At 70.9% G+C, this 26,638-nt stretch carries 24 protein-coding genes; 8 read left to right on the top strand and 16 right to left on the bottom strand.

Going from position 1 to position 26,638, the window contains the following annotated elements:
• The first annotated feature begins 54 nt into the window (after positions 1-54).
• The gene (locus tag DOO78_RS05285) at positions 55-840 is read left to right on the top strand and encodes an SDR family NAD(P)-dependent oxidoreductase (RefSeq protein WP_111468662.1); all 786 of its coding nucleotides are present in this window, start codon (positions 55-57) and stop codon (positions 838-840) included.
• 37 nt (positions 841-877) lie between these two features.
• Positions 878-1,666: a cyclase family protein gene (locus tag DOO78_RS05280; RefSeq protein ID WP_111468661.1), complete on the top strand. Its 789-nt coding sequence runs from the start codon at positions 878-880 to the stop codon at positions 1,664-1,666.
• A 35-nt stretch (positions 1,667-1,701) separates the two neighbouring features.
• Here the strand turns inward: DOO78_RS05280 and DOO78_RS05275 are convergent, their stop codons facing one another.
• Positions 1,702-2,220: a MarR family winged helix-turn-helix transcriptional regulator gene (locus DOO78_RS05275; RefSeq protein WP_111468660.1), complete on the bottom strand. Its 519-nt coding sequence runs from the start codon at positions 2,218-2,220 to the stop codon at positions 1,702-1,704.
• Between the two features lie 205 nt (positions 2,221-2,425).
• Here DOO78_RS05275 and DOO78_RS05270 point away from each other — a divergent pair, with 205 nt between their 5' ends.
• Positions 2,426-3,628, top strand: coding sequence for a Zn-dependent hydrolase (locus tag DOO78_RS05270; protein WP_111468659.1), 1,203 nt, complete (start codon positions 2,426-2,428; stop codon positions 3,626-3,628).
• Between the two features lie 25 nt (positions 3,629-3,653).
• Here DOO78_RS05270 and hpxZ read toward each other — a convergent pair whose 3' ends face one another.
• From hpxZ to DOO78_RS05225, 9 genes are all read right to left on the bottom strand, one after another.
• On the bottom strand, positions 3,654-4,040 hold the full coding sequence (gene hpxZ / locus DOO78_RS05265; RefSeq protein ID WP_111468658.1) for an oxalurate catabolism protein HpxZ: 387 nt from the start codon (positions 4,038-4,040) through the stop codon (positions 3,654-3,656).
• On the bottom strand, positions 4,040-5,830 hold the full coding sequence (atzF, locus tag DOO78_RS05260) for an allophanate hydrolase (RefSeq protein WP_111468657.1): 1,791 nt from the start codon (positions 5,828-5,830) through the stop codon (positions 4,040-4,042). Before atzF ends, hpxZ begins: the two co-directional genes overlap by 1 nt.
• Positions 5,827-6,657, bottom strand: a complete 831-nt coding sequence (locus DOO78_RS05255; protein WP_111468656.1) for an alpha/beta hydrolase — start codon at positions 6,655-6,657, stop codon at positions 5,827-5,829. Before DOO78_RS05255 ends, atzF begins: the two co-directional genes overlap by 4 nt.
• Before the next feature lie 18 nt (positions 6,658-6,675).
• Positions 6,676-7,473 carry an ABC transporter ATP-binding protein gene (locus DOO78_RS05250; RefSeq protein ID WP_111468655.1) on the bottom strand — a complete coding sequence of 266 codons (798 nt, stop codon included), beginning with the start codon at positions 7,471-7,473 and terminating at the stop codon, positions 6,676-6,678.
• The gene (locus DOO78_RS05245; RefSeq protein WP_111468654.1) at positions 7,466-8,266 is read right to left on the bottom strand and encodes an ABC transporter permease; all 801 of its coding nucleotides are present in this window, start codon (positions 8,264-8,266) and stop codon (positions 7,466-7,468) included. The genes DOO78_RS05250 and DOO78_RS05245 overlap by 8 nt, the downstream gene beginning before the upstream one ends.
• 3 nt (positions 8,267-8,269) lie before the next feature.
• Positions 8,270-9,217 (bottom strand): ABC transporter substrate-binding protein, encoded by a 948-nt coding sequence (locus DOO78_RS05240; RefSeq protein ID WP_111468653.1) that lies wholly within the window; start codon positions 9,215-9,217, stop codon positions 8,270-8,272.
• A 161-nt stretch (positions 9,218-9,378) separates the two neighbouring features.
• The gene (locus DOO78_RS05235) at positions 9,379-10,341 is read right to left on the bottom strand and encodes a D-2-hydroxyacid dehydrogenase family protein (RefSeq protein ID WP_111468652.1); all 963 of its coding nucleotides are present in this window, start codon (positions 10,339-10,341) and stop codon (positions 9,379-9,381) included.
• A 47-nt stretch (positions 10,342-10,388) separates the two neighbouring features.
• A complete protein-coding gene (locus tag DOO78_RS05230; RefSeq protein WP_111468651.1) occupies positions 10,389-10,832 on the bottom strand; it encodes an acyl-CoA thioesterase in 444 nt (147 codons plus the stop codon).
• Positions 10,829-11,731 carry an ABC transporter substrate-binding protein gene (locus tag DOO78_RS05225; RefSeq protein WP_165838726.1) on the bottom strand — a complete coding sequence of 301 codons (903 nt, stop codon included), beginning with the start codon at positions 11,729-11,731 and terminating at the stop codon, positions 10,829-10,831. Before DOO78_RS05225 ends, DOO78_RS05230 begins: the two co-directional genes overlap by 4 nt.
• A 128-nt stretch (positions 11,732-11,859) precedes the next feature.
• Between DOO78_RS05225 and minC the strand changes: the two genes are divergently transcribed.
• The 3 genes from minC (at position 11,860) to minE (ending at position 14,181) form a co-directional block, all read left to right on the top strand.
• Positions 11,860-12,693 carry a septum site-determining protein MinC gene (gene minC, locus DOO78_RS05220; RefSeq protein WP_408887559.1) on the top strand — a complete coding sequence of 278 codons (834 nt, stop codon included), beginning with the start codon at positions 11,860-11,862 and terminating at the stop codon, positions 12,691-12,693.
• 365 nt (positions 12,694-13,058) lie between these two features.
• Positions 13,059-13,880 (top strand): septum site-determining protein MinD, encoded by an 822-nt coding sequence (gene minD, locus DOO78_RS05215; protein WP_111468649.1) that lies wholly within the window; start codon positions 13,059-13,061, stop codon positions 13,878-13,880.
• 1 nt (position 13,881) lies between these two features.
• Positions 13,882-14,181 (top strand): cell division topological specificity factor MinE, encoded by a 300-nt coding sequence (gene minE / locus DOO78_RS05210; RefSeq protein WP_111468648.1) that lies wholly within the window; start codon positions 13,882-13,884, stop codon positions 14,179-14,181.
• 480 nt (positions 14,182-14,661) lie between these two features.
• Here the strand turns inward: minE and DOO78_RS28050 are convergent, their stop codons facing one another.
• Entirely contained in the window at positions 14,662-16,599 is a 1,938-nt protein-coding gene (locus DOO78_RS28050; protein WP_243634379.1) for a class I SAM-dependent methyltransferase, read from the bottom strand.
• Positions 16,600-16,751: 152 nt separating this feature from the next.
• Here DOO78_RS28050 and DOO78_RS05200 point away from each other — a divergent pair, with 152 nt between their 5' ends.
• Complete coding sequence (locus tag DOO78_RS05200; protein WP_243634377.1) at positions 16,752-17,879, top strand: serine hydrolase domain-containing protein; 1,128 nt, start codon at positions 16,752-16,754, stop codon at positions 17,877-17,879.
• Between the two features lie 22 nt (positions 17,880-17,901).
• On the opposite strand, the gene DOO78_RS05195 is transcribed toward DOO78_RS05200, so the two are convergent.
• The 4 genes from DOO78_RS05195 to DOO78_RS05180 all read right to left on the bottom strand — a co-directional run bounded on the left by DOO78_RS05195 (position 17,902) and on the right by DOO78_RS05180 (position 24,064).
• Positions 17,902-19,428: a SpoVR family protein gene (locus DOO78_RS05195; protein ID WP_207802791.1), complete on the bottom strand. Its 1,527-nt coding sequence runs from the start codon at positions 19,426-19,428 to the stop codon at positions 17,902-17,904.
• Between the two features lie 8 nt (positions 19,429-19,436).
• Positions 19,437-20,741 carry a YeaH/YhbH family protein gene (locus tag DOO78_RS05190; RefSeq protein WP_111468646.1) on the bottom strand — a complete coding sequence of 435 codons (1,305 nt, stop codon included), beginning with the start codon at positions 20,739-20,741 and terminating at the stop codon, positions 19,437-19,439.
• Between the two features lie 25 nt (positions 20,742-20,766).
• Positions 20,767-22,713 carry a PrkA family serine protein kinase gene (locus DOO78_RS05185; RefSeq protein ID WP_111468645.1) on the bottom strand — a complete coding sequence of 649 codons (1,947 nt, stop codon included), beginning with the start codon at positions 22,711-22,713 and terminating at the stop codon, positions 20,767-20,769.
• Positions 22,714-23,272: 559 nt separating this feature from the next.
• Positions 23,273-24,064 (bottom strand): SDR family NAD(P)-dependent oxidoreductase, encoded by a 792-nt coding sequence (locus tag DOO78_RS05180; protein WP_111468644.1) that lies wholly within the window; start codon positions 24,062-24,064, stop codon positions 23,273-23,275.
• Positions 24,065-24,254: 190 nt separating this feature from the next.
• Here DOO78_RS05180 and DOO78_RS05175 point away from each other — a divergent pair, with 190 nt between their 5' ends.
• Positions 24,255-25,010: a tyrosine-protein phosphatase gene (locus DOO78_RS05175; RefSeq protein WP_165838725.1), complete on the top strand. Its 756-nt coding sequence runs from the start codon at positions 24,255-24,257 to the stop codon at positions 25,008-25,010.
• Positions 25,011-25,043: 33 nt separating this feature from the next.
• On the opposite strand, the gene DOO78_RS05170 is transcribed toward DOO78_RS05175, so the two are convergent.
• Positions 25,044-26,603 (bottom strand): acyl-CoA carboxylase subunit beta, encoded by a 1,560-nt coding sequence (locus DOO78_RS05170; RefSeq protein ID WP_111468642.1) that lies wholly within the window; start codon positions 26,601-26,603, stop codon positions 25,044-25,046.
• Between the last annotated feature and the right edge of the window lie 35 nt (positions 26,604-26,638).

Genomic DNA, 26,638 nt, shown 5'->3' with positions numbered 1-26,638 from the left:
GGCGCAAGCCGGGGCGGTGCAGGCTGGGCCGAACGCAGCGGGGAGGGGACGGGCATGGCCTATGCGGCTTTCGATCTCACGGGCAAGGTGGCGCTGGTCACCGGCGGCAATGGCGGGATCGGCCTCGGCATGGCCCAGGCGCTGGCGGAAGCCGGCGCCGACATCGCCATCTGGGGCACCAGCGAGGCGAAGAACGCGGCGGCGCGGGCGCAACTCGAAGCCACCGGGCGGCGGGTGCTGGCGCTGTGCTGCAACGTCGCCGAGGAGGCCGAGGTGGAGGCCGCCTTCGCCGAGACGCTGCAGGTGCTCGGCCGGGTCGATGGCTGCTTCGCCAATGCCGGCGTCTCCGGCGGCCGCAGCGGGCCCTTCGTCGAGCGCACGGTCGCGGAGTGGGATCGGGTGCTCGGGGTCAACCTGCGCGGCGCCTTCCTCACCTTCCGCGCCGCGGCGCGGCACATGAAGGCGCGGGCGGAGGCCGGGGACCGGGGCGGGCTGCTGGCCGGCACCGCCTCCCTCGCGGCCATCGAGGGGGCGGCGCGGAACGAGCATTACGGCGCCTCGAAGGGCGGCATGGTCTCGATGATCCGGGCGCTCGCGGTCGAGCTGGCCCGCTATGGCGTGCGGGCCAATGCCATCCTGCCCGGCTGGATCGAGACGGAGATGACGGCGCGGGCGACGGCGGATGCCAAGTTCGCCGGCAACGTCCTGCCGCGGGTGCCGATGCGGCGCTGGGGCACCGGCGCCGATTTCGGCGGCATCGCGGTCTATCTGATGAGCGATGCCGCCGCCTTCCACACCGGGGACACGCTGGTCATCGATGGCGGCTACGCGCTGTACTGAGCGCCGGTCAGCCGCCGCACAATAGGGAGGAACCGCCATGGCGCGCCGCTTCATCGACATCTCCGTGCCGCTGAAGGCCGGCATCCGGTCCGATCCGACGGAGATGCTGCCGCAGATCGAGTATGTCGATCACCACCAGTCGGCGCCGCGCATGGCCGCCTATATGGGCGTGCCGGTCGAGGCGCTGCCGGAGGGCGAATACGCCGCGGTCGAGCGGGTGAACATCAGCACCCACAACGGCACGCATCTCGACGCGCCCTACCACTTCTTCTCGCGCATGAACGAGCGGCTGAAGCCGGGCGGCGAGCCCTCCTGGCGGATCGACGAGGTGCCGCTCGAATGGTGCTTCAATCCCGGCGTGAAGCTCGATTTCCGGCATTTCGAGGATGGCTACGTGGTGCAGCCGGGCGATGTCGAGGCGGAGCTGGCGCGCATCGGCCACGAATTGCGGCCGCTCGAGATCGTCGTCGTCAACACCCGCGCCGGGTCGCGCTACGGCGAGGAGGACTACATCGATTCCGGCTGCGGCATGGGCAAGGCGGCGACGCTCTGGCTGCTGGAGCGCGGCATCCGGCTGGTCGGCACCGATGGCTGGTCCTGGGACGCGCCTTTCAGCCACACGCGGCGCCGGGTGCAGGAGACGGGCGATGCCGGGCTGATCTGGGAAGGGCACCGGGCCGGGCGGGAGATCGGTTACTCGCATCTCGAGAAGCTGCACAATCTCGAGGCGCTGCCTGCGGACGGCTTCCAGGTGATCTGCTTCCCGGTGAAGGTGCATCGCGGCTCGGCCGGCTGGACGCGGGCCGTCGCCATCATCGAGGACTGACGGCGCCTGGAGGCGGCGCGGGGCGCGCCGCGGCGTCAGACCTCGGAGAAGAGGCGGCGCAGCACCGGGATCGCATCACGCAGCAGCGTGCAATCCGCCGGGGTCATCCGGCCGAGTCCGGCATGCAGCCGGGTGAACAGGGCGGTGCGGACCGAATCCGTCACCGCCTGGCCCTGGTCGGTCAGGACGAGCTGCATGCGCCGGCGCGACATCGGGTGCCGGCTGCGCAGCACATAGCCCTCCGCCGCCAGCTTGACGAGCATGACCGATGCGGTCGGCAGGCGGACGCCGAGATAGTTCGCCACCTCGGAGAGCGAGGCGCCGGGGGCGATCAGCAGGTAGTTCAGGATACGGAATTGCGGTGGCGTCAGCTTCCCGTCGGGAATGACGCGCACCGCCTCGGTGGCCACGATGCGGTTCGCCATCATCATCATGGCGAGCAGCGCAGGGGGCAGGTCCTCGCCGGCCGATGCGTCGCTCAGGACGTCGTCGGGGGCCAGGATCGAGAGGCTCGGCGCTGTCGGTCCGGCGCCCGGGACGTGTGTAAGTTGCATGGCGTTCAGAATATTAATCGCATTAGGATTTTCGGAAAGCGAAACGAGTTGCTTGCAGACAGAAAATGCCCTCCCACCGCCGGGCCCGGTATTCAGGGCGGACAGGCCCTGCCCGGCGCCTCATGGCACGCATCCTGCCTCTCGCCCTGGCGCCTGCCCCCACCGGGCGGCAGCCTATCGCAGCGCACCCTATGGAGCCGATGCCATGCCGGAGATCGATACCGACCGCTTCCTGCGCGATTTGCAGGAATTACGACAAATCGGCGCCTACAAGACCGGCGTGCACCGGCCGACCTACTCGCCGCAGGACATGGAGAGCCGGCGCTGGCTGATGGAGCGCATGGCCGAGATCGGGCTCGAGCCGAGCATCGACGGCATCGGCAATGTCTATGGCCGGCATCGCGGCCGGGGGCCGCATCTGCTGGCCGGCAGCCATATCGAATCGCAGAACCAGGCCGGCTGGCTCGACGGCGCGCTCGGCGTGGTCGCCGGCCTCGCCCTCGCGCGCGCCGGCCTGCCGGTCGACGTGGCAGCCTTCGCCGACGAGGAGGGGCATTTCGAGGGCGGCTTCCTCGGCAGCAAATCCCTGATCGGCCTGCTCTCGGAGGAGGAGATCGACCGCAGCCGCAACCGCACCGACGGCACGCCCCTGCGCGAGGCGCTCGCCGCCGCCGGCCTCGCCGGCAAGCCGCGCCTGCAACTCGAGCCGGGGCGGCACAAGGGCTTCTTCGAGATGCATATCGAGCAGGGCACGCAGCTCGAGAGCGCCGGGCTGCAAGCCGGCGTCGTCACCGGCATCGTCGCCATCTGGCAGTGGCGTATCCTGATCGAGGGCATGCAGGACCATGCCGGCGGCACCACCATGGCGGAACGGCGCGATGCCGGCCTCGCCGCGGTGCGGCTGCTCGCCATGATCGATCAGGAATTCCCCAAGGTCTGCGGCGAGCGCAGCACCTGGACCACCGGGCGCATCGCCCTCGACCCCGGCGCGCCCTCCATCATCCCCGGCGGGGCCGACATCCTCTTCCAGTTCCGCGACATCGACCTGGCGGTGCTGGAGCGGATGGAGCGCTGCCTCCGCGCCTGCGTGCAGGAGAGCAACCGCCGCGAGCGCAGCCGGGCGCGGCTGGTCAGCATCAGCAAATCCCTGCCGGCGCCCTGCGACCCGGCGATGATGGCCGCCCTCGATGCCGCGGCCGAGGCGATCGCGCCCGGAGGCTGGCAGCGCATGCCGAGCGGCGCCGGGCATGATGCGCAGTACATCGCGCGCGTCATGCCGGTCGCCATGCTCTTCACCCCCTCGATTGGCGGCATCAGTCACCACTGGGCCGAGGATACGAAGGAGGAGGACCTGGCCCTCTGCATGCGCATCCTCGGGGAGGGTGCGGCCCGCTACCTCGCCGGCTGAGCCGCGCCGCCGCCCGACGGGCGCCTCAGGGCGTTCCGCCGGGCGGCGGCATCAGCGAGACATGCGCCGCGACGATCCGCCAGCCTTCCGGGAAGCGGACCCAGCTCTGGCTCTGCCGCCCGCGCCGGCCGCCGCGGAGGAACTCGGTATTGGCCGTGGCGAAGTCGCGGCCATAGGTGGTGATCACCGTATTCTCCAGCACCCGCTCCAGCCCTATCGGCGAGCGGGCGGCGCGGAAGGCGGCGATCCGCTCCCAGCCCAGCAGGATCTCGTTCGGCCCGTAGCGGAGCGTCCGGGCATCCTTGCGGAAGAGGTCCTGCAGCACCGCGACATCATTGCCGACCAGGGCCTTCTCGTAAGCGGCGAAGGCGGCCCTCACCTCGGCCAGCACCTCCGGAATGTCGACCTCCATCACCCCTCCTTCCGGGATTGCAGATGGGCGCGCCAGCCGCCCAGGGCGGAGATGTCCGGCGCATCGATGACGCCCGCCGCCTCGCAGAGGAAGCCGAGGGGTGTCGAGCCATCCTCCAGCGTCACCCGGCCGAAGCCGAGCGGCGGCGGGATCTCGGCGAGGAACGGCCCGATCCCCGCTGCCGGCAGCGCCCAGAGCTCGCCGGCCACGGCCACGCCGCCGCTCGCCACCCGGACCAGGCCGGGCCGATTGCCGAGATCGTGCAGCCGGTAGAGCGGCGCGGTGCGGGCGGCGCGGAGGAAGCGGCCGCCATGCCCGCGGAGCTGTAGATTGAGCGGCAGGCCGGCCATATGGGCGCCGATCGCCAGCAGCGGCAGCTCGTCGGGTGCCAGCGGCGGCGGGCCGGGCGGCGGCGGGACCGGCGCCGTGCTGGCGCCGAGCGCGACGCCGGCCGCGGCATGCAGCATCGCGCCGAGCCCGGCGAGCCTCGCCTCGGCGAAGGCCGGACCGACCAGGGTGACGCCCGCCGGCCGGCCATTGGCCCGGAAGCCGGCCGGCACCGCGAGGGCGCTGAGGTCGCAGATATTGACGAAATTGGTGTAGGTACCGAGCCGGCTGTTCGCCGCGACCGGCTCGGCCGTTAGCGTCGCGAGGTCCGGCAGGCCGGGCGCCGTCGGCAGGACCAGGATATCGGCGGCGGCGAAGAGCGCGCGCGCCAGCCGGCGCGCCTCGGCGGCGGCGTGGAAATCCTCCCAGGCCTCGATCGTCCGCTTCTCGAGCCCGGCCGCCAGGATGCCCCGGGTGACCGGATGCAACGCCTCCGGCCGGTCCTCGACCATGCCGCGCAGCGCCGCCGTGCGCTCGGCGACCCAGGCGCCGTCATAGAGCCGCCGGGCGATGGCGAGGAAAGGCGCGAGATCGACCCGCGTGACGCTTCCGCCCAGCGCCGCCCGCGCCAGCGCCGCCTCGTAGAGCGCCGCATCCTCGGGGCTGTCGAAGACGAGGTGCTCCGGCAGCGACGCCGCCAGGCGCCAGGCGGGCTGCGGCGCCGGCCGCGCCTGCCAGCCGGCCGGGGCCGGGCGGGCATAGCGATCCTCCGGCGACGGGCCGGCGATCACGCCGAGCACCGTCGCGGCATCCTCGACGGTCAGCGCGAAGACCGAGACGCAGTCGAGCGAGCGGCAGGCCGGCACCACGCCTTGGGTCGGCACCAGGCCGAGGCTTGGCTTCAACCCGACGATGTTGTTCGCCATGGCCGGCACCCGGCCCGAGCCGGCGGTGTCGGTGCCGAGGGAGAAGCCGGCAATGCCGGCGGCGACCGCGGTCGCCGAGCCAGAGGAGGAGCCGCCCGGGATGCAGCCCGGCGCCACCGGGTTGCGCGGCGTGCCATGCGGGCTGCGGGTGCCGTTCAGCCCGGTGGCGAACTGGTCGAGATTGGTCTTGCCGAGCAGCACGGCGCCGGCGGCGAGCAGCCGGGCGACGGCCGGCGCATCCTCGGCCGGGCTGTAGGCGAAGGCCGGGCAGGCGGCGGTGGTCGGCAGGCCGGCGACGTCGATATTGTCCTTCACCACGAAGGGCACGCCATAGAGCGCGCGGCCGCGCGGCCCTTCGGCGGCAAGCGCCGCGGCCCGGGCCCGCACCGCCTCGGGCGGCACCCGGGCGAGGAAGAGGGCCGGGTCGGCCCAGGCCTCGATGCGGGCGAGCGCCGCCTCCGCCACGGCGACCGGGCTGCCGCCCGCGGCGTGGAAGGCGGCGATGGCGGGCAGGGTGAAGACCTCCGGCGCGGTCATGCGGCCCGCCGCAGCAGCTCGGCCGCGGCCCGCAGCAGCAGGCCGTCCGGCGCGCGCAACGCGTCGAGGATGCGGAAATGGTCGGCATCCGGCACGGCGATCAGCGGGCCCGGGCAGCCCGCTGCGGCGCGCGCCGCCTGGAAGTCGCGCGACTGCCGCTGCAGCTCCGGCAGCTCGGCCGTGCCATAGGCGATGCCGAGCGGCTTCGGCACCATGGGTTGGCGCAGCGGCGAGAGCGCCTCGATCTCCGCCGCGGTCAGTTGCAGCTTTTCGTTCAGCACCGTGTCGCGGATCGGCGCCAGCTCGAAGATGCCGGAGATGGCGAGGCCGGCGGCGACGGCCGGATGGTCGAGGCAGGCGGCGGCGAGATGCCCGCCCGCCGACCAGCCGGCGAGCAGGATCGGGCCGGCGATGCCATGCGCCGGCCCTTCGGCGCGCAGCCAGTCGAGCGCGGCGCGGCTCTCGCCGGCGATGCGGGTGAGGGAGGCCTCCGGCGCCAGGGTGTAGCCCGGCAGGGCGGCCGCCCAGCCGCGGGCCAGCGCGCCCTCGGCCAGCACGGCGAAATCCTCGCGCCGGTTGCGCTGCCAGTAGCCGCCATGGATGAAGACCAGGCAGGGCGCCCGCGCCTCGGCGGCAGGGAAGAGATCCCAGCGCGTTCGCTCCGCCGGCGCATAGGGCAGGTCGAGGGGCCCGCCATGGCTGGCCCGGAACTCGGCCGAAGCCGCGACCCGGGCGGCGATCAGCGCGGCGCTGTCGGCGACGGCGCCGGTGTTGTCATAGGCGGCATCGCGTTCCGCCTGGGTCAACGCCTCCCACCATCCGGTCATGCCGCGTCCCCTCCCTCCTCAATGCCGGCTGCCGAGCAGCGCGGCGAGGTGCCGGCGCAGCGCGTTGAACTCCACCCCGGTCGGGTCGCGCGGCCGCGGCAGCGGGATCCGCTCATCGGCGACGATCCGGCCCGGCCCGGGGGACATCACCACCACCCGGCCGGCCAGCAGGATCGCCTCCTCGATGGCATGGGTGACGAAGATGACGGTCAGCTGGGTGCTTTCCCAGATCTGCAGCAACTCCCGTTGCAGGTTCTCGCGCGTCATGGCGTCGAGCGCGCCGAAGGGCTCGTCCATCAGCACCACCTCGGCCTGGTTCGCCAGCACCCGGGCGATCGCGACGCGCTGCTTCATGCCGCCCGAGAGCTGGTGCGGATAGGCCTCGGCGAAGCGGTCGAGGCCGACCATCTCGAGGAAGCGCGCAGCCGTCGCCGCCACCTCGGCGCGGGGCCGGCCGCGCGCCGCCGGCCCGAAGCCGATATTCTGCCGCACGGTCAACCAGGGAAAGAGACCGTAATCCTGGAAGACCATGCCGCGATCCGGCCCCGGCCCGGCGACGTGCCGCCCGGCCATGAGCAGCGTGCCCTCGCTGACGCTCTCGAAGCCGGCGATCATGCGCAGCAAGGTCGACTTGCCGCAGCCCGAGGGACCAATGAGGCAGACGAACTCGCCCTTCGGGATGCGCAGCGTCGCCCCGGAGAGGGCGGTGATCGTCTCGGTTCCGAAGGCGAAGCGCTTGCCGACCCCCTGGATGTCGAGGATCGCGGGCGCCGCCGTGCCGGTTGCCAGGGCCGGCAGCGGGGCCAGGTCATCCATGCTGCGGGCTCCAGCGCAGAAGGCGGCGGCCGAGGGCCTGGATCAGCCGGTCGGAGACGAAGCCGAGCAGGCCGATGGTGATCATGCCGCTGATGACGATCTCGGTGCGGGAGAGCTGCCGCGCCTCCATGATGATGGCGCCGAGCCCGGTCTGCACGCCGGTCATCTCGCCGACCACGATCACCACCCAGGCGAAGCCGAGGCCGAGGCGCAGCCCGGTGAAGATGGAGGGCAGGCTGGCCGGCAGCACCACCTTCCAGAAGGTCGCCTGGCGCGAGACGCCGAGCATCGCCGCCGCTTCGAAGAGCCGCGCCTCGACGCTGCGGACGCCGAAGATGGTGTTGAGCAGGATCGGGTAGAAGGCGCCGAGGAAGACCAGGAAGAAGGCGCTGCGCGGGCCGATGCCGAAGACGATCATGGCGAGCGGCAGCCAGGCCGTCACCGGGATCGGCCGCAGGATCTGCAGGCTCGGGTCGAGCAGGTCGCGCACCACCGCGACGCGGCCGATCAGCAGGCCGAGCGGCACCGCGACGAGCGCCGCGAGCAGGAAGCCGCCATAGACCCGGCCGAGGCTGGCCAGCACGTGGTCGAGCAGCGTCGCCGAATAGAGGTCGTCCCACACCCCGCCGAAGGCGAGGTCCCACCATTGCACCGCGACGTCCCAGGGCGGCGGGATCAGGCTGTAGGCCCTGCCCGTCGTCGCCAGGTGCCAGGCGAGCAGGCCGAGCACCGGCGCGGCGAGGGCCAGCAGCGCCTGGCGCGAGACGAGGCCGCGGCCGAGGGCGGCGGCCATGCCTCAGGCCGCCGACTTCGCCAGCTCGTCCGAGAAGCGGGTATCGAAGAACTGGCCGAAATCCGGCATGGCGCGGATCTGCTTCAGGCTCAGCATCTGCTCGGCATAGGTCTTCGAGCGCTGCACCATCGCCGGCGTCATCTGCCAGTTCAGCTCGACATTCGGCAGGCTGATCTCGAGCGCCTCGCGCTTCATGCCGAGCCGGGCGATGGCGGTCTCGATCGTGGCCTCGCGGTTGGCCATGCCGAACTCGCTCGCCTTGCGGTGCACCGCCAGCATCCGCCGCACGAGGTCGGGCTTCTGCGCCACCACCTCGGCATGGGTGGCGAAGATCATGTTCAGCGAGCCCATGGGGGTCAAATAGGGATACTCCACGATCTTGCCGATGCCGGCGGCGACCGAGATGCCGGGCCCCGGCTCGGCCCCGACATAGGCGTCGACATCGCCGCGGGCGAGGGCGATCGGCATCTCGGAGAAGGAGACGCGCACCGGCTGGATGTCGCGGATGCTCATGCCCTCCATGCGCAGCCGCTCGAGGATGAAGACCTCCTGCGTCGAGCCCGGCCAGATGCCGACCTTGCGGCCCTTCAGGTCCTTCAGCGCGGCGATGCCGCCATCGCCGCGCGCGACCACGGCCATGCCGCGGTCGCAGCAGGAGCCGACCACCACCACCGGCTCCCGCGCCGCGGCGCCGAGGATGGCGGCGGCGACGCCGAAGGCCCCGAACTCGACCGAGCGCGTGACCACGGCATTCTTGCCCTCGGTCGGGCTCTCGAAGACCACGGTCTCGATGCGCAGCCCCTCGGGCTGGAAGCGCTCGTACATGTAGGGAGCGATGGAATGGATCAGGCGCAGCGCGCCCATCCGCACCGTGACGCCCTGCGCCCGGACGGCAGGCGCGGCGAGGCTGGCCGCGCCGGCGGCGATCAGCAGGCGACGGGTGAGCGACATGGCATGGGGCTCCCGGTACGGTTCGTCGCCGCGCCGCGCGGGGCGGCTCCGGCTCTCCGCGCCGTGGATGCAACGGCCATGCCGGATGGCCCTGCCGCAGCGGCGGCGGCGCGCGCCCCGTTGCCCGCCTCGTCGCCCGCCCAGCCGCTGGGCAGCGCTGCTCAGCCGGCGCGCAATTCCCGCACCGGCCGGCCGGCGAGATAGCCCTCCACCGCCTCCACCGCGCCGGTGAAATAGGCCCGGTAATTCTCCTCCGTGACATAGCCGAGATGCGGCGTCAGCACGGTGTTGGGCGCGGCGAGCAGGGGATGGCCGGGCGGCAGCGGCTCCTGGTCGTAGACATCGAGGCCGGCGCCGGCGATGCGGCCCTCGCGCAGCGCCGCGACCAGCGCCGCCTGGTCGATCAGCGGCCCGCGGCTGGTGTTCACGATCACCGCCGAGGGCTTCATCCGGGCGAGCTCGGCGCCGCCGACCACGCCGCGCGACCGCTCGGACAGCACCAGGTGCAGGGTCACCACATCCGCCTCGGCGAGCAGCCGCTCCTTGCTCACCGCCTCGGCGCCGGCCGCCCTGGCCGCCTCCGGCGTCAGGTTCTGGCTCCAGCCGATGACGCGCATGCCGAAGGCGGCGCCGATCCGCGCCACCCGGCTGCCGAGATTGCCGAGGCCGATGACGCCGAGCGTCTTGCCCTCCAGCGTGTGGCCGAGCGCCACCTGCCAGCGGCCCTGCCGCAGCGCCGCCTCCTGCTCGGGGATGCGCCGCATCAGCGACAGGATCAGCCCCCAGGTGAGATCGACGGCCGGATGCGCGAAGGAGGGCGTGCCGCAGACGGTGATGCCGCGCTCGGCGCAGGCGGCGAGGTCGATGCTGCGGTTGCGGGCGCCGGTGGTGACGAGCAGCCGGAGATTCGGCAGCTGCTCGATCAGCGCACGCGGGAAGGGCGTGCGCTCCCGCATCGCCAGGATCGCATCCAGGGGCCGCAGCCGCTCGAGCAGCGCCGGGCCGGTCACAGTGTCGCGGTACTGCTCGATCTGCAGGCTCTCCGGCAGCCGGTCCCAGGGACCGAGCCGCAGGGTCGCGCCCTGGTAGTCATCCAGGATCCCGAGGCGTTTCAACTCCGGCATGGTGTCCTCCCGGCGGGGCGATGGGGCGGGCAGGGGCCCGCATGTAATCAGCGTAGCAGGTGCCGCTCCGCGGCCTCGCGCAGCCTCGCCGGCAACGGCACGGTCCGCGTCTGCTCGGCGCGGGAGACGTAGACATGGATGAAATGCCCCTCGGCGCTCGCCCGTTCCTCCTCGTTGCGGAAGATGCCGAGCTCGTAGCGGATGGAGGAGGTGCCGAGCCGGCCGCAGCGAACGCCGCAGGTGACGAGGTCGGGGAAGGCGATGGGCGCGAAGTAGCGGCACTGCGTCTCGACGACGAGCCCGACCTCGGTGCTGCTGCCGAGGTCGAGGACGTCGTGGGCGATCAGGAACTGCGCCACGGCGGTGTCGATCCAGCTGTAATAGGTGACGTTGTTGACGTGCCCGTAGACGTCGTTGTCCATCCAGCGGGTCGGCAGGGTGGTGAACCAGCGGTAGTCGGCGCGGGTCCCGATGGGCGTTCGTCCACTCATCTCAACGCATCCTCGACGATGGTCGTGTCGATGCAGGCCTCGAAATCCGGGACCCGGTCGATGGCGCCGCTCGCCAGCATGGCGGCGGCCAGCCGGTCATAGGCCTCGCGCGGGAAGGCCGGCCCGGCATCCCAGAGGCCGAGCGCCTGGTAGCGGGCGATGCCGCGCACGCGATGCGAGGCGGGGACATCCGGGAAGCGCGGCGCGAGATGCGCCGCGACCTCGCTGGCGGGCAGGCGGCGGATGGCGGCGAGGGCCTCGGCCAGGGCGCGGATGACGGCCTGCAGCGCCGGCCGCCGCGCCGCGATGCCGGCCTCGGTGGCGTAGAGCGCCGTATAGGCGGTGTGGCCGCGGCTTGCCTGGGCGTACCAGAGCGCGCCGCCGGCATCCTCAACGCGGCTGGCGAAGGGCTCGAAGAGCTGCGCCAGGTCCAGCCGGCCCTCGGCCACCGCCTCGGCATTCTCCGCCATGCCGCGGCCGGTCGTGGCGGTCAGGGCGGACCAGTCGATGCCGCGGGCCGCGAGATCGCCGCGCAGGCACCAGACCGGGGTCGGCACCTCGGCGACGAGGCCGAGCCGGAGGCCGGGCAGGTCTTCCAGGCGGAAGCCGGGGCGCCGCTGGCCCCCCATGAGCAGGAAGGGGTCGCGCATGACCACCGCGCAGAAGCTGCGCAGCGTGCAGGCGGGGTCACGGCTGCGCAGCAGGAGCGGCCGCATCGGCCCGCTCCAGGCGAGGTCGGCCTCGCCGGCGAGCAGCCGGGCGCAGGCCGCATCCGGGCTGCCGGCGGTCTCGAGGCGGACCCGGACGCCCTGCCGGGCAAAGGCGCCGAGCGCCTCCGCCAGATAAAAGGGCGCATAGAAGAGGGCCCGGAAGGGTTCCAGCAGCGTGACCTCGTGCAAGGCGGCCGTCTCCGTCGCGTCGGCGCCATTATCCAGGCTTCGGCCCGGCCGGCGAGTCTGCGGCCGGCGGGCCACGCCAGGCGGCGAAAGCGTTGCATTCGGGCTTCGCCCGCCGCGATGGCGCTGCTATGCACGCCGCATGGCACGCGCTCTTGCGGGCCAACATGCTAGGCCGATTCGAGACCGCATTGAGCAGCCCGATCCTTCCGGAGACATTCAGACTCCGCGCCGGCAATTTCAACTTGCTGGTGTTGCGCCTGCTCGATCCGCGGCCGGATGCGGTGCTGCCGGCGCTCGGCGACCAGTTCCGCAAGGCGCCCGGCTTCCTGCGCTTCGCCCCCATCGTCATCGGCCTGCAGGATCTGCTGGCGGCGCCGGAGGAGGTGGATTTCCGCGGCCTCGTCGAGGGGCTGCATGCGCTCGAGATCGTCCCGATCGGCACCATCGGCGGCACGCCGCAGATGCGCCAGGCGGCGACGGCCGCCGGCCTGCCGCCGCTGCGCGCCGCCGGCGGCAAGGAGGCGGAGGCCGAGGCGGCGAGCGCCATGCCGCCGCCGCAGGCCGCTGCCGCCGCCCCACCCGTGGCGCCGGCCGCCGCGGCACCGCCCAGCACCCAGTTCCGCGGCAGCGGCCGCAACGCCCTGCTGGTGACGGAGCCGGTCCGGTCCGGCCAGCGGATCTATGCCGAGGGCGCCGACCTGATCGTCATGGCGACGGTCAATCCCGGCGGCGAGGTGATCGCCGATGGCAACGTGCATGTCTATGGTGCCTTGCGCGGCCGTGCCATCGCCGGGGCACAGAACGATTCCGAGGCGCGGATCTTCGCGCTGCATTTCGATCCCGAGCTCGTTGCCATCGCGGGCTATTACGTCGTCCGCGAGGGACTCGGCGATGCGCCGATCGGCCGGCCGGCGCAGGTCCGGCTGGAAGGCGAGGAGATGCGCTTCGGGCCGCTGGGCTAGAGCAGATCCCGTTCGAGTGGGAACACTCGAACGGGTGACGATGCTCTGAAAACAAATGGCTAGAGCATTTGCCGTGAACCGGAGTGAACGGAAAATGCTCTAGGGCTGGCGTCGCGGGGATGCCCCGCATCTTGCGGGGCGCCTCGCCCATCAATGGCTTGGAGTGTTTTCGCGCCGCATGATCGGCGCGGCCACAATTCGGGGCCGACCGCCGCCGGGCGGAAGTGCCGGGGGTGCCGGTCGGCTCGGCTAGCAATGGCCTGGGGCGTCGCCATGCCGCATGGTCGGCGTGGGGGGCACCAGCCGCGGACGCGAACCGGGGAAGGGCGCGTCCGGGTCAGGAAAGTTGAGAAGGGGGTGCGTCGATGGCGCAGGTGATCGTCGTGACGTCGGGGAAGGGGGGCGTGGGCAAGACCACGACCAGCGCCGCCTTCGCGACGGGTTTGGCCCAGGCCGGCAAGAAGACGGTGGTGATCGACTTCGATGTCGGGCTGCGCAACCTCGATCTCATCATGGGCGTCGAGCGGCGCGTCGTCTTCGACATCGTCAACGTCATCCAGGGCGAGGCGCGGCTGAACCAGGCGCTGATCCGCGACAAGCGGATCGAGAACCTCAGCATCCTCCCGGCCTCGCAGACCCGCGACAAAGATGCGCTGACCAAGGAGGGCGTCAACGAGATCATCGAGGAGCTCTCCAAGGACAACGACTTCATCCTCTGCGACAGCCCGGCGGGCATCGAGAAGGGGGCGCTGCTTGCGCTCTACTTCGCCGACCACGCGATCGTCGTCACCAACCCCGAGGTCTCCTCGGTCCGCGACAGCGACCGCATCCTCGGCGTGCTGCAATCGAAGTCCAAGCGGGCGGAGGAGAAGCGTGACAAGGTGAAGGAGCATCTGCTCGTCACCCGCTACGATCCCAACCGCGTCGAGCGGGGCGAGATGCTGAAGCTCGAGGATGTGCGGGAGATCCTGGCCATCCCGCTGCTCGGCGTGATCCCGGAGAACGAAAGCGTCCTGCGCGCCTCGAATACCGGCATGCCGGTGATCCTCGACGGCGAGAGCATCGCCGGCCAGGCCTACAAGGACGCCGTGAGCCGCTTCCTCGGCCAGGAGCTGCCGCATCGCTTCCTGGAGCCTGAGAAGAAGCCCGGCCTGCTGCGGCGCCTGTTCGGAGGGAGGGCTGCCTGAGATGAGCTGGCTCGACTTCTTTCGCGCCAACCGGAAGCCCGAACCCGACAGCGCGGCGCAGGCCAAGGAGCGGCTGCAGATCCTGCTCGCGCATGAGCGGATCGGCCGTACCCGCGAGGACTTCCTGCCGCGGCTGCAGCAGGATCTCGTCGCCGTGGTCGCCCGCTATGTCGCCATCGATCCGGCGAAGGTGAATGTCGCGCTGGACCGGGGCAACGACATCTCGACCCTGGCGATCGAGATCGAACTGCCCAGCGTGAGGTCGGCGCCGGCCGGGGCCGTCGAGGCCGCCAGAGCTTAGGCCGAGCCGCTCCCACACCTGCACGGACCACGGTCCTGGCCATCCTTTGACCGGGTGATGCACGCTTTTCGGTGAGTCTACCTGCGGTCACGGTCCCTGCCGCAGGCCATCGCCCGATCGCGTGAGTCCCGATATTCGCCGCGCTCGGATGCCCTGGCCTTGCCGCGCCGGCCGCGCGCGGTGTCGGTCCGGCGCCGGGCCTGCAGGCCTCGGCCCGGCGCCCACCCTCCCGCCATCACTTCGGCATCCGGTGCTGGCATTGCCGCCCGTCGCCGCCGCGTCGCGGTGCCTTCCAAGGTGGCGTCGGCCGGGGAAGGGCGGCCCGGCCGCACCGGTCATACCAGGCGCAGGACGGTCCGACCTGCGGCCCGCAGGGCCGAGCGCCCGAACGGGCGCCGCGGCTCATGCCACGAAGCCAAGCTGCCGGAGGCAGCGCCCGGCGTCTGAGGGCAGGACGGTGAAACCGGCCTGCGCTCGGTCTCAGGCCCCGCCGGCGCGGATCACCAGCGCGACCGAGGTGACGGTATGGCCGGCCAGCACCAGCCGCAGATGCGGCGAGTTCTCCGGCCCGCCCTGATGCGCATAGGGCGGCAGGTCGACGAGCTGGTCGAAGAGCTGCCGATCCCCCGCCGGGTCGCGGAGCGGCAGCATCGCATGGCCCGCCGCGGCCAGGCTCTCGCCCAGGCGTTCGAGATGGCGGCGCTGGTAGAGCACGGTGGGGCCCGTCTCGACGGTCGGGCCGGTCGGATCGAGGTTGAACTCGGTCGTGTGCACGGCGATGCCGCCCGGCCGGAGGCAGCGCATGGCGGTGCGGACGAAGGCCTCGCCGGCCTCGAGCGAGCCGAGATGCTCGAGGGCGCATACCGACCAGACGAAATCGAACTCGCCCTGCAGCAGATCCGCAGGGATCGCCGTCATGTCCACCGGACGGAATTGCACGCGGCGCCGGAAGCCTTCCTCCGGCAGCAGGCGCGGGCGATGCAGGCTCTCCAGGCGATCGGCGTGCTGCCCGGTCTGCGTCCAGGCGGTCGCCCGGCTGTCGGCGCTGTCGAGATCGGTCGCCAGGACCTCGACGCCACGGCTGGCGAAGAGCGCGGGAAGATCCTCGCGCCCGACCGCGAAGCCAAGCCCGCGCCTCCCGGGCTCCAGCATGCCCGCCTCCCAGAGCATCTGCGGGACGGTGCAATCCTCCCAGAGCTTGCGATGGTAGCGCGGCGCGACGCCGAGCACGCGGCACCAGTGGCGCAGCCAGTCTCCCTCGATATCGGCCTGGCAGCAGGCGCGGCTGGCCAGCCCGATCGCCTGCGGCCCGATCGGCGCCTCGGCGCTGGCGCAGGCGGCGAGCCGGGATTGCGCCAGCGCCGAGCCCAGCAGCTTGATGTTGCCCCGCAGGGCGGCCGTCTCTCCCGCTGCGCCGGTCGGCGGCGTGAGCGCGATCCTGGCGGATGCCGGGCGTCGGTCCGGCGCGGTTCCGCCCGCATCCCAGGAGGCCTCGGCCTCCCGCGCCGCCTCGATGGCCACCGAGACCGCGCCGCCGATCGTCTGCTCCGCCGCATCCGGCGTCGGGTCGATGCTCGCCTCGTCGAGCCGCAGCCTTTCCTCGCGGATCGTCATCGATCCGCCGCGGGGCAGGGTGGGGCAGGCATAGCGCAGCACCAGCCAATGCAGCATCCCATCCGCCTGCGGCGTGCCCTTGACGCTGGCGAGGAGGTGGCCGTCGCTGAGGCGGAGATGGCAGGCCTGGGCTGTCCCGCCGTAGCGCGGCTCTTCCGGTAGCAGCAGGTGGCGCGCCGGCCCCTCGTGCAGCGTCACGGCGCCTGTCTGCCCGGATGGCTGGGTGGCCGCCTTGCCGCCCGGGCCCCAGGCGATCAGGCGGCGGATGGCCGTGCGGGCCCCGGCCGGGCTGAGGGCGTCGAGCGCCGTGGTGATGCGCGGCGCGATCAGGCGCAGGCCCGGCTCCGCCGTCAAGGTCACCGTCAGCTGCAGGACCGGGTTCTCGGCCGAGATGGCGTATTCGTAGCGCAGGCGGGCGAAGGGACGCAGGCGTCCGGCCAGCCCTTCCGGCCGGTGGAAGCGGCTCTCGTGGAACAGCACCACCCGGCCCGGCAGGCGACGAATGCCGAAATCGACGATATGGGACTCGACATCGAGCGAGAGGCGGCGGCCGCGATGGCGGCATTCGAGCATGTTGCCCGAGTGGCAGATGGGGCTGCCCGGCGCCCCCTCGGCGCCGCGGAGGGCCTGCAGCACCAGGCCCTGCGACAGGTCGCCGCTGTATTCGTGCCATGCGGTGGTGATGATGAAGCGGCACGGATCGCGCGCTTCGAGCCGCAGGCAGGGCGCGGTGGCCCGGGCGTGCAGGAGGCCGGCCGGTGAGACGGCCAGCGCGGCATCCATCATCGACTCGGCCGTGGTCACGGCCGGGTTGCGCAGGGCGGGCGCATCGTCCGGGATGCGGCCGCTGGACTCAACGGTCGGGGTTGCATCGTGCATGACCAGACATCTATCTCAACCAAAGCGTCAGGAACAGAAAAGCCTTTCGCTCAAGCCAAGATGGAGGTGGAATTCCCATGGCGCGTGAGAGCGGGCTGCCGCCGCCTCCCGAGGCCTGGCCCATGGCCGAGGCCACGGGGCTCGGCCTCGATCCCGATGACCTCGCCCGGGCCGTCGGCCTCGCGCTCGCCCATGAATCCCCCTGGCCGCGCGACATCCGCGCCCATCTCGAGGCGGGCTTCTTCGAGCCGTCGCCGGACAACGCCATCATCGGCCCGACCCGGCCGCGCGGCGGCCCGAACGGGCTGATCCTGCGGCACGGGCAACCGGTTGCGCGCTGGGGCGAGACGCGGCAGGTCGACATGACCTTCAGCGTCGCCAAATCCTATCTGGCCCTGCTCGCCGGGCTGGCGGTGGGCGACGGGCTGATCCCCGATCTCGACGCGCCGGTCGGTGCCCTGGTGGCGGATGGCGGCTTCGAGACGGCGCAGAACCGCGCCGTCACCTGGCGGCAGCTCCTGCAGAACAGCTCCGAATGGGAGGGCACGCTCTTCGGCAAGAGCGACGTCATCGATCGCGGCCGGAACCTGCAACTCGAGGGGAAGGGGCGAAAGGGCGTGCCGCGGGCGCTGCAGCCGCCGGGGGACTACTGGGAATACAACGACGTGCGGGTGAACCGCCTGGCCCTGGCCCTGCTGCACCGCTTCCGCCGGCCGCTGCCGGAGGTTTTCGCCGAGCGGATCATGCAGCCGATCGGCGCCTCCGCCGACTGGTCCTGGCATGGCTACGAGACGAGCTGGGTGACGATCGACGGCCAGCGGATGCAGAGCGTCTCCGGCGGCGGGCACTGGGGCGGCGGCGTCTTCATCCATGCCGAGGATCAGGCGCGACTCGGCCAGCTCGTGCTGCAGGACGGGGTCTGGGCGGGACGGCGGCTGCTGCCCGAGGGATGGGTGGCAGCCTGCCGCACCCCCTGCCGGCTCAACCCGCATTACGGCTATCTGTGGTGGCTGAACACGGGCCGCACGCGCTGGCCGGCGGCGAGCGCGGAGAGCGTCTGCTTCTCCGGCGCCGGCGGCAACATCACCTGGATCGATCCGCCGAATGGCATCGTGGCGGTGCTGCGCTGGGTCGATGCGGCGCGGCTGAACGACGTCATGCAGGCGGTCGGAGCGGCGCTGCGCAGCCCTGCACCGCCGGCCTGACGGGGGGGAGCGGCCCGTCGCCTCAGCGCGGCGGGCTGACCGCGTGCTCGCGCAGGCTGGCGCCGCTCGCCGGGTCCACCTCCCGCAGCAGCACGTCGTAGCTCCAGAGGCTGGCGAGGTGGCGCAGCACCTGCCGCGCCTCCTGCTCCTCGAGCAGGCGGCCGGAGGCGACCCGGTGCTCCAGCACCAGCTTGCGGTCGCCGCCGAGATCGACATCCACCACCTGGATATCGGGATCCTGCCAGGCGGGATCGTATTGCCGCGCGAGGGCGCGCCGCAGGCGACGGTAGCCGCGCTCGTCATGCATCGCATCGACCCGCAGCACCGGCTGGCCGCTGTCATCGACGAGGTGGAAGAGCCGCAGCTTGCGCATCAGCGTCGGGCTGAGGAATTGCAGGATGAAGCTCTCGTCGCGGAACTCGGCCCAGCCATGCCGCAGCACCGGCATCGGGTCGCCGCAGCCGGCGAAATCCGGGAACCATTGCCGGTCCTCCTCGGTCGGCGTGCGGCAGATGCGCTCGATATCCTCCATCATGGCGAAGCCGAGCGCATAGGGGTTCATGCCCGAATAGCGCTGGTCGTCGAAATCCGGCTGCATGACGACCGAGGAGTGGGAGTGCAGCACCTCCAGCATCGCGCCGTCGCTGATCCGCCCCTGCTGATGCAGGCGGTTCAGGATGCGGTGGTGGACATAGGTGGCGCAGCCCTCGTTCATCATCTTGGTCTGGCGCTGCGGGTAGAAATACTGCGCCACGTTGCGGACGATGCGGAGGATCTCGCGCTGCCAGGGGGCAAGGCGGGGTGCCGACTTCTCGAGGAAGTAGAGGATGTTCTCCTGCGGCAATTGCAGCAGGGCGCGGCGGCGCTCCTCCTCGGTGCGGGTCGCCGCCTGCGAGGTCTTCTCCGGCAGGGTGGACCAGAGGACGTTGAACATCCGCTCGTCATGCTCGCGGCGCTCGCGCTCGCGCTTCTGCTCGCTCTGCAGGTCGGGGGCGCGGCGGCGATGGCGGTGGACGCCGTAATTCATCAGCGCATGCGCCGAGTCGAGCACCCGCTCGACCGCCAGCTCGCCATGCTGCTCCTCGCAGGACTGCACGTAGCCCTTGGCGAATTCGAGGTAGTCGAGGATGCCCTTGGCATCCGTCCATTCGCGGAAGAGGCGGTTGTTCTTGAAGAAGTGGTTGTGGCCGAAGGCGGCGTGGGCGATCACCAGCGCCTGCATCGTCGCCGTGTTCTCCTCCATGACATAGGAGACGCATGGGTCGGAGTTGATGACGATCTCATAGGCGAGGCCGCGATAGCCCTTGCGGTACAGCGCCTCCTGCTGCGCGAAATGCTTGCCGAAGGACCAGTGTCGGTAGAAGAGCGGCAGGCCGGTGCTGGCATAGGCGTCGAGCATCTGCTCGGCGCTGATGACCTCGATGCGGTTCGGGTACCAGTCGAGCCCGAGCTCGGCGCCGGCGAGCTCCTCGCAGGCATCGTGCACCCGCATCAGCGTGTCGAAATCCCAGTCCGCGCCATCGTAGAGCAGCAGGTCCCCGGGCTTCATGGCGACGTTCATGCGCTGGCCCCTTCGGTCACGCCACGCTTGGCGAAGAGCTCGCGGAAGACCGGGAAGATCTCCCGCCGGTGGCGGACCTTCTTCATGGCGAGTGGCGCGCCGGCATTCACCAGCGCTTCGTAGGTGCGCCAGAGATCGGTCGGGCCGCGCGGGAAGCCGGGGATGCCGTGCTCGCCCTCGCGGCCGACCTCGATATAGGCGTAGTACTGGCAGGCTGGCAGGATGGTATCCACCAGCAGCCGGGCGGTCTTCTGGCTGTCCCCGGCGGCGTTGTCGCCGTCCGAGGCCTGGGCGGCATAGATGTTCCACTCGTTCGGCGGGTAGCGGTCCGCCACCACCTTGCGCATCTCCTCGAGCGCGGTGGAGACCAGCGTGCCGCCGGTCTCGCGGCTGTGGAAGAAGGTCTCCTCGTCCACCTCCGACGCCTCGTGCGTGTGGCGGATGAAGACGATCTCCACATGCTTGTAGCGGCGCTGCAGGAAAATATAGAGCAGCGTGTAGAAGCGCTTGGCGAGGTCCTTCATGTCCTCGGTCATGGAGCCGGAGACGTCCATGAGGCAGAACATGACGGCCTGGGCGACCGGCTTCGGCACCGGCTCGAAGCGCCGGTAGCGGACGTCGATCGGATCGATATAGGGGATCCGCCGGGTGCGCAGCAGCTGCCGCTCCAGCTCGGCGCGCAGCGCCAGCACCCGCTCGGCATGCTCCGGCTTGCCCTCGAGGGCGGCGATCTCCGCCTCCAGCGCCTCCACCTCCTCGGGCTTCGGCCGCTTCAGGGCGATGCGACGGGAGAGGCTGTTCCGCATGGTGCGGGGCAGGGAGAGGTTGGCCGGGGAGCCGGAGACGGAATAGCCGGCCCGGTGCCAGGCCGGGTCGGCGCCGTCCACCAGGCGCCGCTTGGCCATGTCCGGCAGTTCCAGGTCGTCGAGGAAGAGGGAGAGGAATTCCTCCCGGCTGAGGACGAAGCGGAACGCATCCTCGCCGCCGCCGTCGGGCGCCCCCTCTGAGCCGCCGCCACCGCCGCCGCCGGGTGGGCGGGGGATCTCGTCCCCCTCCCGGTATTCCTTGTTGCCCGGCAGGACGTGGTCGCGGATGCCGCCCGAGCCGAGATGAAAGCTCGGCTCGCGGATGCCGTGCAGGGGAATGCTGACCTCGCCCCCCTCGTCGGCCGAACGGATGTCACGCTTCGCAGAGGCATCCCGGACCGCCTCCTGCACCAGGGATTTCGCCCGACGCAGGAAGCGTTGCCGGTTGGGAAGGCTCTTGCCGCTTGGATTGAGGCGGCGATCCAGGATCTGCATTAAGCGGCCTGCCTTCGGGTTGGGACTAGCCGGCCTGCTTCACGCGCATGTACCACTCCACAAGCCGGCGCACCTGACGCTCAGTATAGCCGCGGGCGGCCATCCGAGCCACGAATTCACCGTGTTTCTTCTCGGTATCGCCGTCCTTCTTGGAGCCGAAGCTGATCACCGGCAGCAGGTCCTCCACCTGGCTGAACATGCGCCGCTCGATCACCTCCCGGATCTTCTCATAGGAGGTCCAGGAAGGGTTCTTCCCGCCACGGTTGGCCCGCGCCCGCAGGGCGAATTTCACGACCTCGTTGCGGAAATCCTTGGGGTTGGCGATGCCGGCCGGCTTCTCGACCTTGGTGAGCTCCTGGTTCAGCAGCTCCCGGTTCATCATCTGGCCGGTGTCGGGGTCCTTGAAGTCCATGTCCTCGACCCAGGCATCGGCATAGGCCACGTAGCGGTCGAAGAGATTCTGGCCGTAGTCGTTGTAGGATTCGAGATAGGCCTTCTGGATCTCGTTGCCGATGAACTCGGCATAGCGTGGCGCCAGCTCGCCCTTGATGAACTCGAGGTAGCGCTTCTCGGTCTCGTCCGGCAGCTGCTCGCGCCGGATCGACTGTTCCAGCACGTACATCAGGTGGACCGGATCGGCCGCGATCTCCGTCGTGTCGTAGTTGAAGGTCGCGGCGAGGACCTTGAAGGCGAAGCGGGTGGAGGCGCCGTCCATGCCCTCGTCCGGGCCGGCCGAGTCGCGGTATTCCTGCACCGTCTTCGCCCGCGGATCGGTCTCCTTCAGGCTCTCGCCGTCATAGACCCGCATCTTGGCGTAGAGGTTGGAATTCTCATGCTTGCGCAGACGGGAGAGCACGCTGAATCGCGCCAGCATCTCGAGCGTCGCGGGCGCGCAGGGGGCGGCGGACAGCTCCGAGCTGCGGACCAGCTTGTCGTAGATCCGCTGCTCCTCCGTCACCCGCAGGCAGTAGGGCACCTTGATGACGTAGATGCGGTCGATGAAGGCTTCGTTGTTCTTGTTGTTCTTGAAGCTCTGCCACTCCGCCTCGTTGCTGTGCGCCATGATGATCCCCTGGAAGGGGATGGCGCCGATATTCTCCGTGCCGATGTAGTTGCCTTCCTGCGTCGCCGTCAGCAGCGGGTGCAGCATCTTGATCGGCGCCTTGAACATCTCGACGAATTCGAGGATGCCCTGGTTGGCCCGGTTCAGCCCGCCCGAGAAGCTGTAGGCATCCGGGTCGTTCTGGCCGTACATCTCGAGCTTGCGGATATCGACCTTGCCGACCAGCGAGGAGATGTCCTGGTTGTTCTCGTCGCCCGGCTCGGTCTTGGCGACGGCGATCTGCCGCAGCCGGCTGGGACGGACCTTCACCACCCGGAATTTCGAGATGTCGCCCCCGAACTCGTCGAGGCGCTTCAGCGCCCAGGGGCTCATCAGCCCGGTGAGCCGCCGGCGCGGGACGCCGTAGCGGTCCTCGAGCATGCCGCCGAGCCGCTCCGGGTCGAACAGGCCGAGCGGGCTCTCGAAGACCGGGCTCATCTGGTCGCCGGCCTTCAGCACATAGACCGGCTCCTGCTCCATCAGCGCCTTCAGGCGCTCGGCGAGGGAGGATTTGCCGCCGCCCACCGGGCCGAGCAGGTAGAGGATCTGCTTGCGCTCCTCGAGCCCCTGCGCGGCGTGGCGGAAGAAGCCCACGATCCGCTCGATCGTGTCCTCCATGCCGTAGAATTCCGAGAAGGCGGGGTAGATCCGGATCGTCCGGTTGAGGAAGATCCGCCCGAGGCGGGCATCCTTCGCGGTGTCCACCACCTCCGGCTCGCCGATCGCCTTGAGGATGCGTTCGGGGGCGGAGGCATAGCAGCCCGGGTCGGATTTGCAGGCCTCGAGAAACTCGGAAATCGACATGTCCGATTCCCGGCGGGCCTCATAGGCACGTGCGTAATCGGCGAAGATGTCCTGCATGGTGTCCATCGGCGGCCCCTGGAAGTGCTGCCACGAATGCGCAACGCCGACAGCATGGGCTTTGCAAAGCCGGAGTGCGGTAAACTTTTATTGCTGCGTTGCGATGCAGCGTTGTAGTTCGCAAATCACGCGGACAGGAGGTTTCCTCCGCAAGCCCAAACCCCACCACCAGCCATGGCCCGGGCAAATCACGGTCGGCAATGCCATGCGCCAATCGCAATATGCCGGATCGCTTGGTCCTGAATCGCTTCATGAAAGCCCAGAACAAGCATTTGTCCATGTTTGAGGCATCTGTTACCTGAGCCTTCGGCTTTTTGCTGCGCTGTTACATCTTTCTCCCAAGCGGTGCGGGGCATGCCGATGCGCTGACGTGCAGAGTGGCACGAATTGCGCTAGAGATTAGGGTTTCGCCCCTATCGGCTCGCCCGAATCGCCTGGCAGCCCCAGCAAGCCCGATTCGCCCTGCTCGCGATGGCGAGATTCTTAATCCAGGGCCCGTTTTGCCCGCCTCCCACGGGGCAGCAGCGGGGCCGCGCCAGGCCGGGCGGCCGCTGCTGCCGCCGGGTCGTCACTCCTCGCTGTTCGGCGGCGCCCCGGCCAGCACGCCGCCATCGATCACGATGCTCTGCCCGGTCATGAAGCTGCCGGCGGGGCTGACGAGGAAGACCGCGGCGCCGGCGATCTCGTCCGGCTCGCCGATCCGCTTCAGCGGCGTGTCGCGCGTCCGCTTCTTGTAATTCGCGGGATCCTCCCAGAGGGCGCGGGCGAAATCGGTGCGGATCAGGCCGGGGGCGATGCAGTTCACCCGGATGTTCTTCGGCCCCCACTCGCAGGCGAGGTTGCGGGCAAGCTGCAGGTCGGCCGCCTTGGTGATCGCATAGGCGCCGAGATTGGTGGAGCCGCGATAGCCGCCGATCGAACTGACGATGACGATGGCCCCGCCGCCGCGCCCTTCCATCGAGGGGATGCACATATGGCTCAGCCACATGTTCGATTTGACGTTGGTCGCCATCATCTTGTCGAAGACCTCGTCGGGGATCCCCATGGCCGGGCCGAAATGCGGGTTGATGGCCGCGTTGCAGACCAGGATGTCGATGCCGCCGTAGCGGCTGACGGTCTCGTCGGCGAGCGCCTGCAGCTCGGGCTTGCGGCCGATGTTGCAGGCGAAGGCGAAGGCCTCGCCGCCCTTGGCCGCGATGCCGTCCACCACCGCCTGGCAGGCATCGAGCTTGCGGGAGGAGACGGCCACCTTGGCGCCGTGCTCGGCCAGGCGCTCGGCGATCGCGCGTCCGATGCCGCGGCTGCCGCCGGTGACGACCGCCACCTTGCCGGACAGGTCGAACAGGGATGAGGCGGGCATGCTGCGTTTCCTCCAGTCTCGTGCGTGGCGAGTCTCCGCAGCGCTTCGCCCCGGCGTCAACCCGCCCCGCCGCGGCGATCCGGCGCCGCGACCCGGGCGATTTCCCTCGCCCGGGGAACTGTTCTAGAGCGGAGCGGCGGTGCCGCCTGCCGGCCCGCGGCGCCGCGGGCCGGCCGAGGGGGAAGCGATCGTGACCAGCACAGTGCAGGACCTGCCGCGGGCCGTCGCCCTGGAGGGCGCTTCCAACCTCCGCGACCTCGGGGGCTGGCCGGTGGCGGATGGGCGGCATGTGCGGCGGGGCCTGATCTACCGCTCGGCCAGCCTCGCCAACCTGACCGAGGCCGACCAGGCACGGGTCGCCGGGCTGGGGCTGCGCACGGTCTGCGACCTGCGGGGCGAGCGCGAGGCGGCGCTCCGCCCCTCCCGCCTGCCGTCCGGCGCCGAGCGGGTGCATCTGCCGATCGAGCCCACGGTCGGCGCCTCCCTGCGCGACCTGCTGCACCGCGAGGAGGCGACCGGCGAGGACGTCGTCTCCCTGCTGCGCCGCGCCTATCTCGACTATCTGGCGCGCTTCATCGGCGTCTACCGGCAGGTCTTCGCCCTGCTGCTGGAGCCGGGACGGCCGGCGCTGCTGTTCCACTGCTCGGCCGGCAAGGACCGCACCGGCGTCGGCGCGGCGCTGGTCCTGACCGCCCTCGGCGCCAGCCGGCAGACGGTGCTGGAGGATTACCGCGCCACCGACCGGCTCTGGCGGCGCGACCATTCCCTGCCGGAGGGGACGCCGAAGCCGCTCGCCGACGCGCTGCTCTCGACCCATCCCGAGCTGCTGGAGGAGACGCTCGACCGGGCGATCGCGGCGCATGGCGGGTTGCCCCTGCTGCTGGAGCAGGGGCTCGGCCTCGATGCCGCGCGGCTCGGGGCGTTGCGCGACGCCTATCTGGAATAGCGAAGCGGCCCCGGCGCCCCCGGGGCCGGCGCCTCAGGGCCGCATGCCGTGCGCCCGCTGTCCCGGCTCGAGCACCCGCTCCGCCAGCCCGGCGAACTCGCAGAGCAGGCGCCGAGTCTGCCGCGGGTCGATGATCTCCTCCACCCAGAAGGCCTCGGCCGTGCGCAGCGGAGAGCGGAGCTGCTGCAGCCGGGTCTCGATCTCGGCGAGCTTGGCCGCGCGGTCCTCCGCGGCGTCGAGATCGGCGCGGTAGGCGGCCTCGATCCCGCCCTCCAGCGGTAGCGATCCCCAACGGGCCGAGGGCCAGGCATAGCGGACCGAGTAGCGGCTGGCCGGCTGGTGCACCACGCCGGCGACGCCGAAGGCGTTGCGCAGGATCACCGTGCACCAGGGCACGGTGGTCTGGTTCACCGCCGCCATGGCCCGCACGCCCCAGCGGATGGTGCCGCGCTGCTCCGCCTCCAGCCCGATCATGAAGCCCGGGCAGTCCATCAGGTAGACGACCGGCAGGTGGAAGGTCTCGGCCAGGTCGACGAAGCGGATCACCTTGGCGCAGGCATCGGCGGTCCAGGAGCCGGCATAGAACATCGGGTCGCTGGCCAGCACCGCGACCGGCATGCCATCCAGCCGCGCCAGGCAGGTGACGACGGAGCGGCCGAAATACTGGCCCATCTCGAAGACCGAGCCGCGATCCATCAGCCCCTCGATGATGGGCCGGATGCGGTAGGGCCGCCGCAGGTTGCGCGGGATGACCGAAAGCCAGGATTCCTCCGTGCGGCCCGGATCGTCCTCCGAGGGCAGGCGCCGCGGCAGCTCCCAGACCGAGGCGGGCAGGTAGGAGAGGAAGCGGCGGGCGGCGGCGAAGGCCTCTTCCTCGCTGTCCACCGCATGGTCGACGCTGCCGGCCCGGCACTGGATCTCCCAGCCGCCGAGCTCGGCCTTGGAGAGGTTGTTGCCGAGCGCGTTCACCACCGGCGGGCCGGCGACGAACATCGCGCTCGTCTCCTTGGTCATGACCGAGAAATGCGTCGCCGCCAGCCGCGCCGCGCCGAGCCCGGCGACCGAGCCGAGGCCGAGCCCGACCACCGGCACCCGCGCCAGGTTGTCGCCGGTATGGTGGTAGAGCCAGGTGCCGCCGACGCCGCCCGGCAGGTTGGCCCGCCCGGTTGTCTCGATGGTCTTGACCGAGCCGCCGCCGCCCGAGCCCTCGATGATGCGGATGATCGGCAGGCGGAGATCGGCCGCCATCCGCTCCGCCATGATCGGCTTCTCCTTGATGGTGGCATCGGCGCTGCCGCCCCGGACGGTGAAGTCGTCCCCCACCACCACCACCGGCCTTCCCTCCACCAGCCCGCGGCCCATGACGCAGTTGGAGGGGGTGAAGCCGGCAAGGTTGCCATCCGGCCCGTACTCGCCGCGCCCGGCGATGGCGCCGACCTCGTGGAAGCTGCCGGGATCGACCATGCCATCGATCCGCTCGCGCACCGTCAGCCGGCCGCCATCGTGCTGCCGCTTCACCTTGTCGGGCCCGCCCATCGCCTCCGCCATCGCCTGCCGGCGGGCGAGCTCGTCCAGTTCGGGCTGCCAGCTCATCCGTTCGCTCCCTATCCTTTTCGGGCCGAGTTGAG

Origin of the sequence: Roseicella frigidaeris, assembly GCF_003258945.1 — a bacterium.
Lineage (GTDB): Bacteria > Pseudomonadota > Alphaproteobacteria > Acetobacterales > Acetobacteraceae > Paracraurococcus > Paracraurococcus frigidaeris.
This window is presented reverse-complemented; position numbering and strand designations above follow the sequence as displayed.

Excerpts from the sequence above, each read along its gene's own strand:
- DOO78_RS05185 (WP_111468645.1), bottom strand. The coding sequence starts at position 22,713 with ATGGACACCATGCAGGACATCTTCGCCGATTACGCACGTGCCTATGAG.
- DOO78_RS05280 (WP_111468661.1), top strand. The coding sequence starts at position 878 with ATGGCGCGCCGCTTCATCGACATCTCCGTGCCGCTGAAGGCCGGCATC.
- DOO78_RS05275 (WP_111468660.1), bottom strand. The coding sequence starts at position 2,220 with ATGCAACTTACACACGTCCCGGGCGCCGGACCGACAGCGCCGAGCCTC.
- DOO78_RS05250 (WP_111468655.1), bottom strand. The coding sequence starts at position 7,473 with ATGGATGACCTGGCCCCGCTGCCGGCCCTGGCAACCGGCACGGCGGCG.
- minE (WP_111468648.1), top strand. The coding sequence starts at position 13,882 with ATGAGCTGGCTCGACTTCTTTCGCGCCAACCGGAAGCCCGAACCCGAC.
- DOO78_RS05200 (WP_243634377.1), top strand. The coding sequence starts at position 16,752 with ATGGCGCGTGAGAGCGGGCTGCCGCCGCCTCCCGAGGCCTGGCCCATG.
- DOO78_RS05255 (WP_111468656.1), bottom strand. The coding sequence starts at position 6,657 with ATGACCGGATGGTGGGAGGCGTTGACCCAGGCGGAACGCGATGCCGCC.
- DOO78_RS05180 (WP_111468644.1), bottom strand. The coding sequence starts at position 24,064 with ATGCCCGCCTCATCCCTGTTCGACCTGTCCGGCAAGGTGGCGGTCGTC.
- hpxZ (WP_111468658.1), bottom strand. The coding sequence starts at position 4,040 with ATGGAGGTCGACATTCCGGAGGTGCTGGCCGAGGTGAGGGCCGCCTTC.
- DOO78_RS05195 (WP_207802791.1), bottom strand. The coding sequence starts at position 19,428 with ATGAAGCCCGGGGACCTGCTGCTCTACGATGGCGCGGACTGGGATTTC.
- DOO78_RS05240 (WP_111468653.1), bottom strand. The coding sequence starts at position 9,217 with ATGTCGCTCACCCGTCGCCTGCTGATCGCCGCCGGCGCGGCCAGCCTC.
- DOO78_RS05235 (WP_111468652.1), bottom strand. The coding sequence starts at position 10,341 with ATGCCGGAGTTGAAACGCCTCGGGATCCTGGATGACTACCAGGGCGCG.
- DOO78_RS05285 (WP_111468662.1), top strand. The coding sequence starts at position 55 with ATGGCCTATGCGGCTTTCGATCTCACGGGCAAGGTGGCGCTGGTCACC.
- minD (WP_111468649.1), top strand. The coding sequence starts at position 13,059 with ATGGCGCAGGTGATCGTCGTGACGTCGGGGAAGGGGGGCGTGGGCAAG.
- atzF (WP_111468657.1), bottom strand. The coding sequence starts at position 5,830 with ATGACCGCGCCGGAGGTCTTCACCCTGCCCGCCATCGCCGCCTTCCAC.
- minC (WP_408887559.1), top strand. The coding sequence starts at position 11,860 with ATGCACGCCGCATGGCACGCGCTCTTGCGGGCCAACATGCTAGGCCGA.
- DOO78_RS05230 (WP_111468651.1), bottom strand. The coding sequence starts at position 10,832 with ATGAGTGGACGAACGCCCATCGGGACCCGCGCCGACTACCGCTGGTTC.
- DOO78_RS05170 (WP_111468642.1), bottom strand. The coding sequence starts at position 26,603 with ATGAGCTGGCAGCCCGAACTGGACGAGCTCGCCCGCCGGCAGGCGATG.
- DOO78_RS05270 (WP_111468659.1), top strand. The coding sequence starts at position 2,426 with ATGCCGGAGATCGATACCGACCGCTTCCTGCGCGATTTGCAGGAATTA.
- DOO78_RS05245 (WP_111468654.1), bottom strand. The coding sequence starts at position 8,266 with ATGGCCGCCGCCCTCGGCCGCGGCCTCGTCTCGCGCCAGGCGCTGCTG.
- DOO78_RS05190 (WP_111468646.1), bottom strand. The coding sequence starts at position 20,741 with ATGCAGATCCTGGATCGCCGCCTCAATCCAAGCGGCAAGAGCCTTCCC.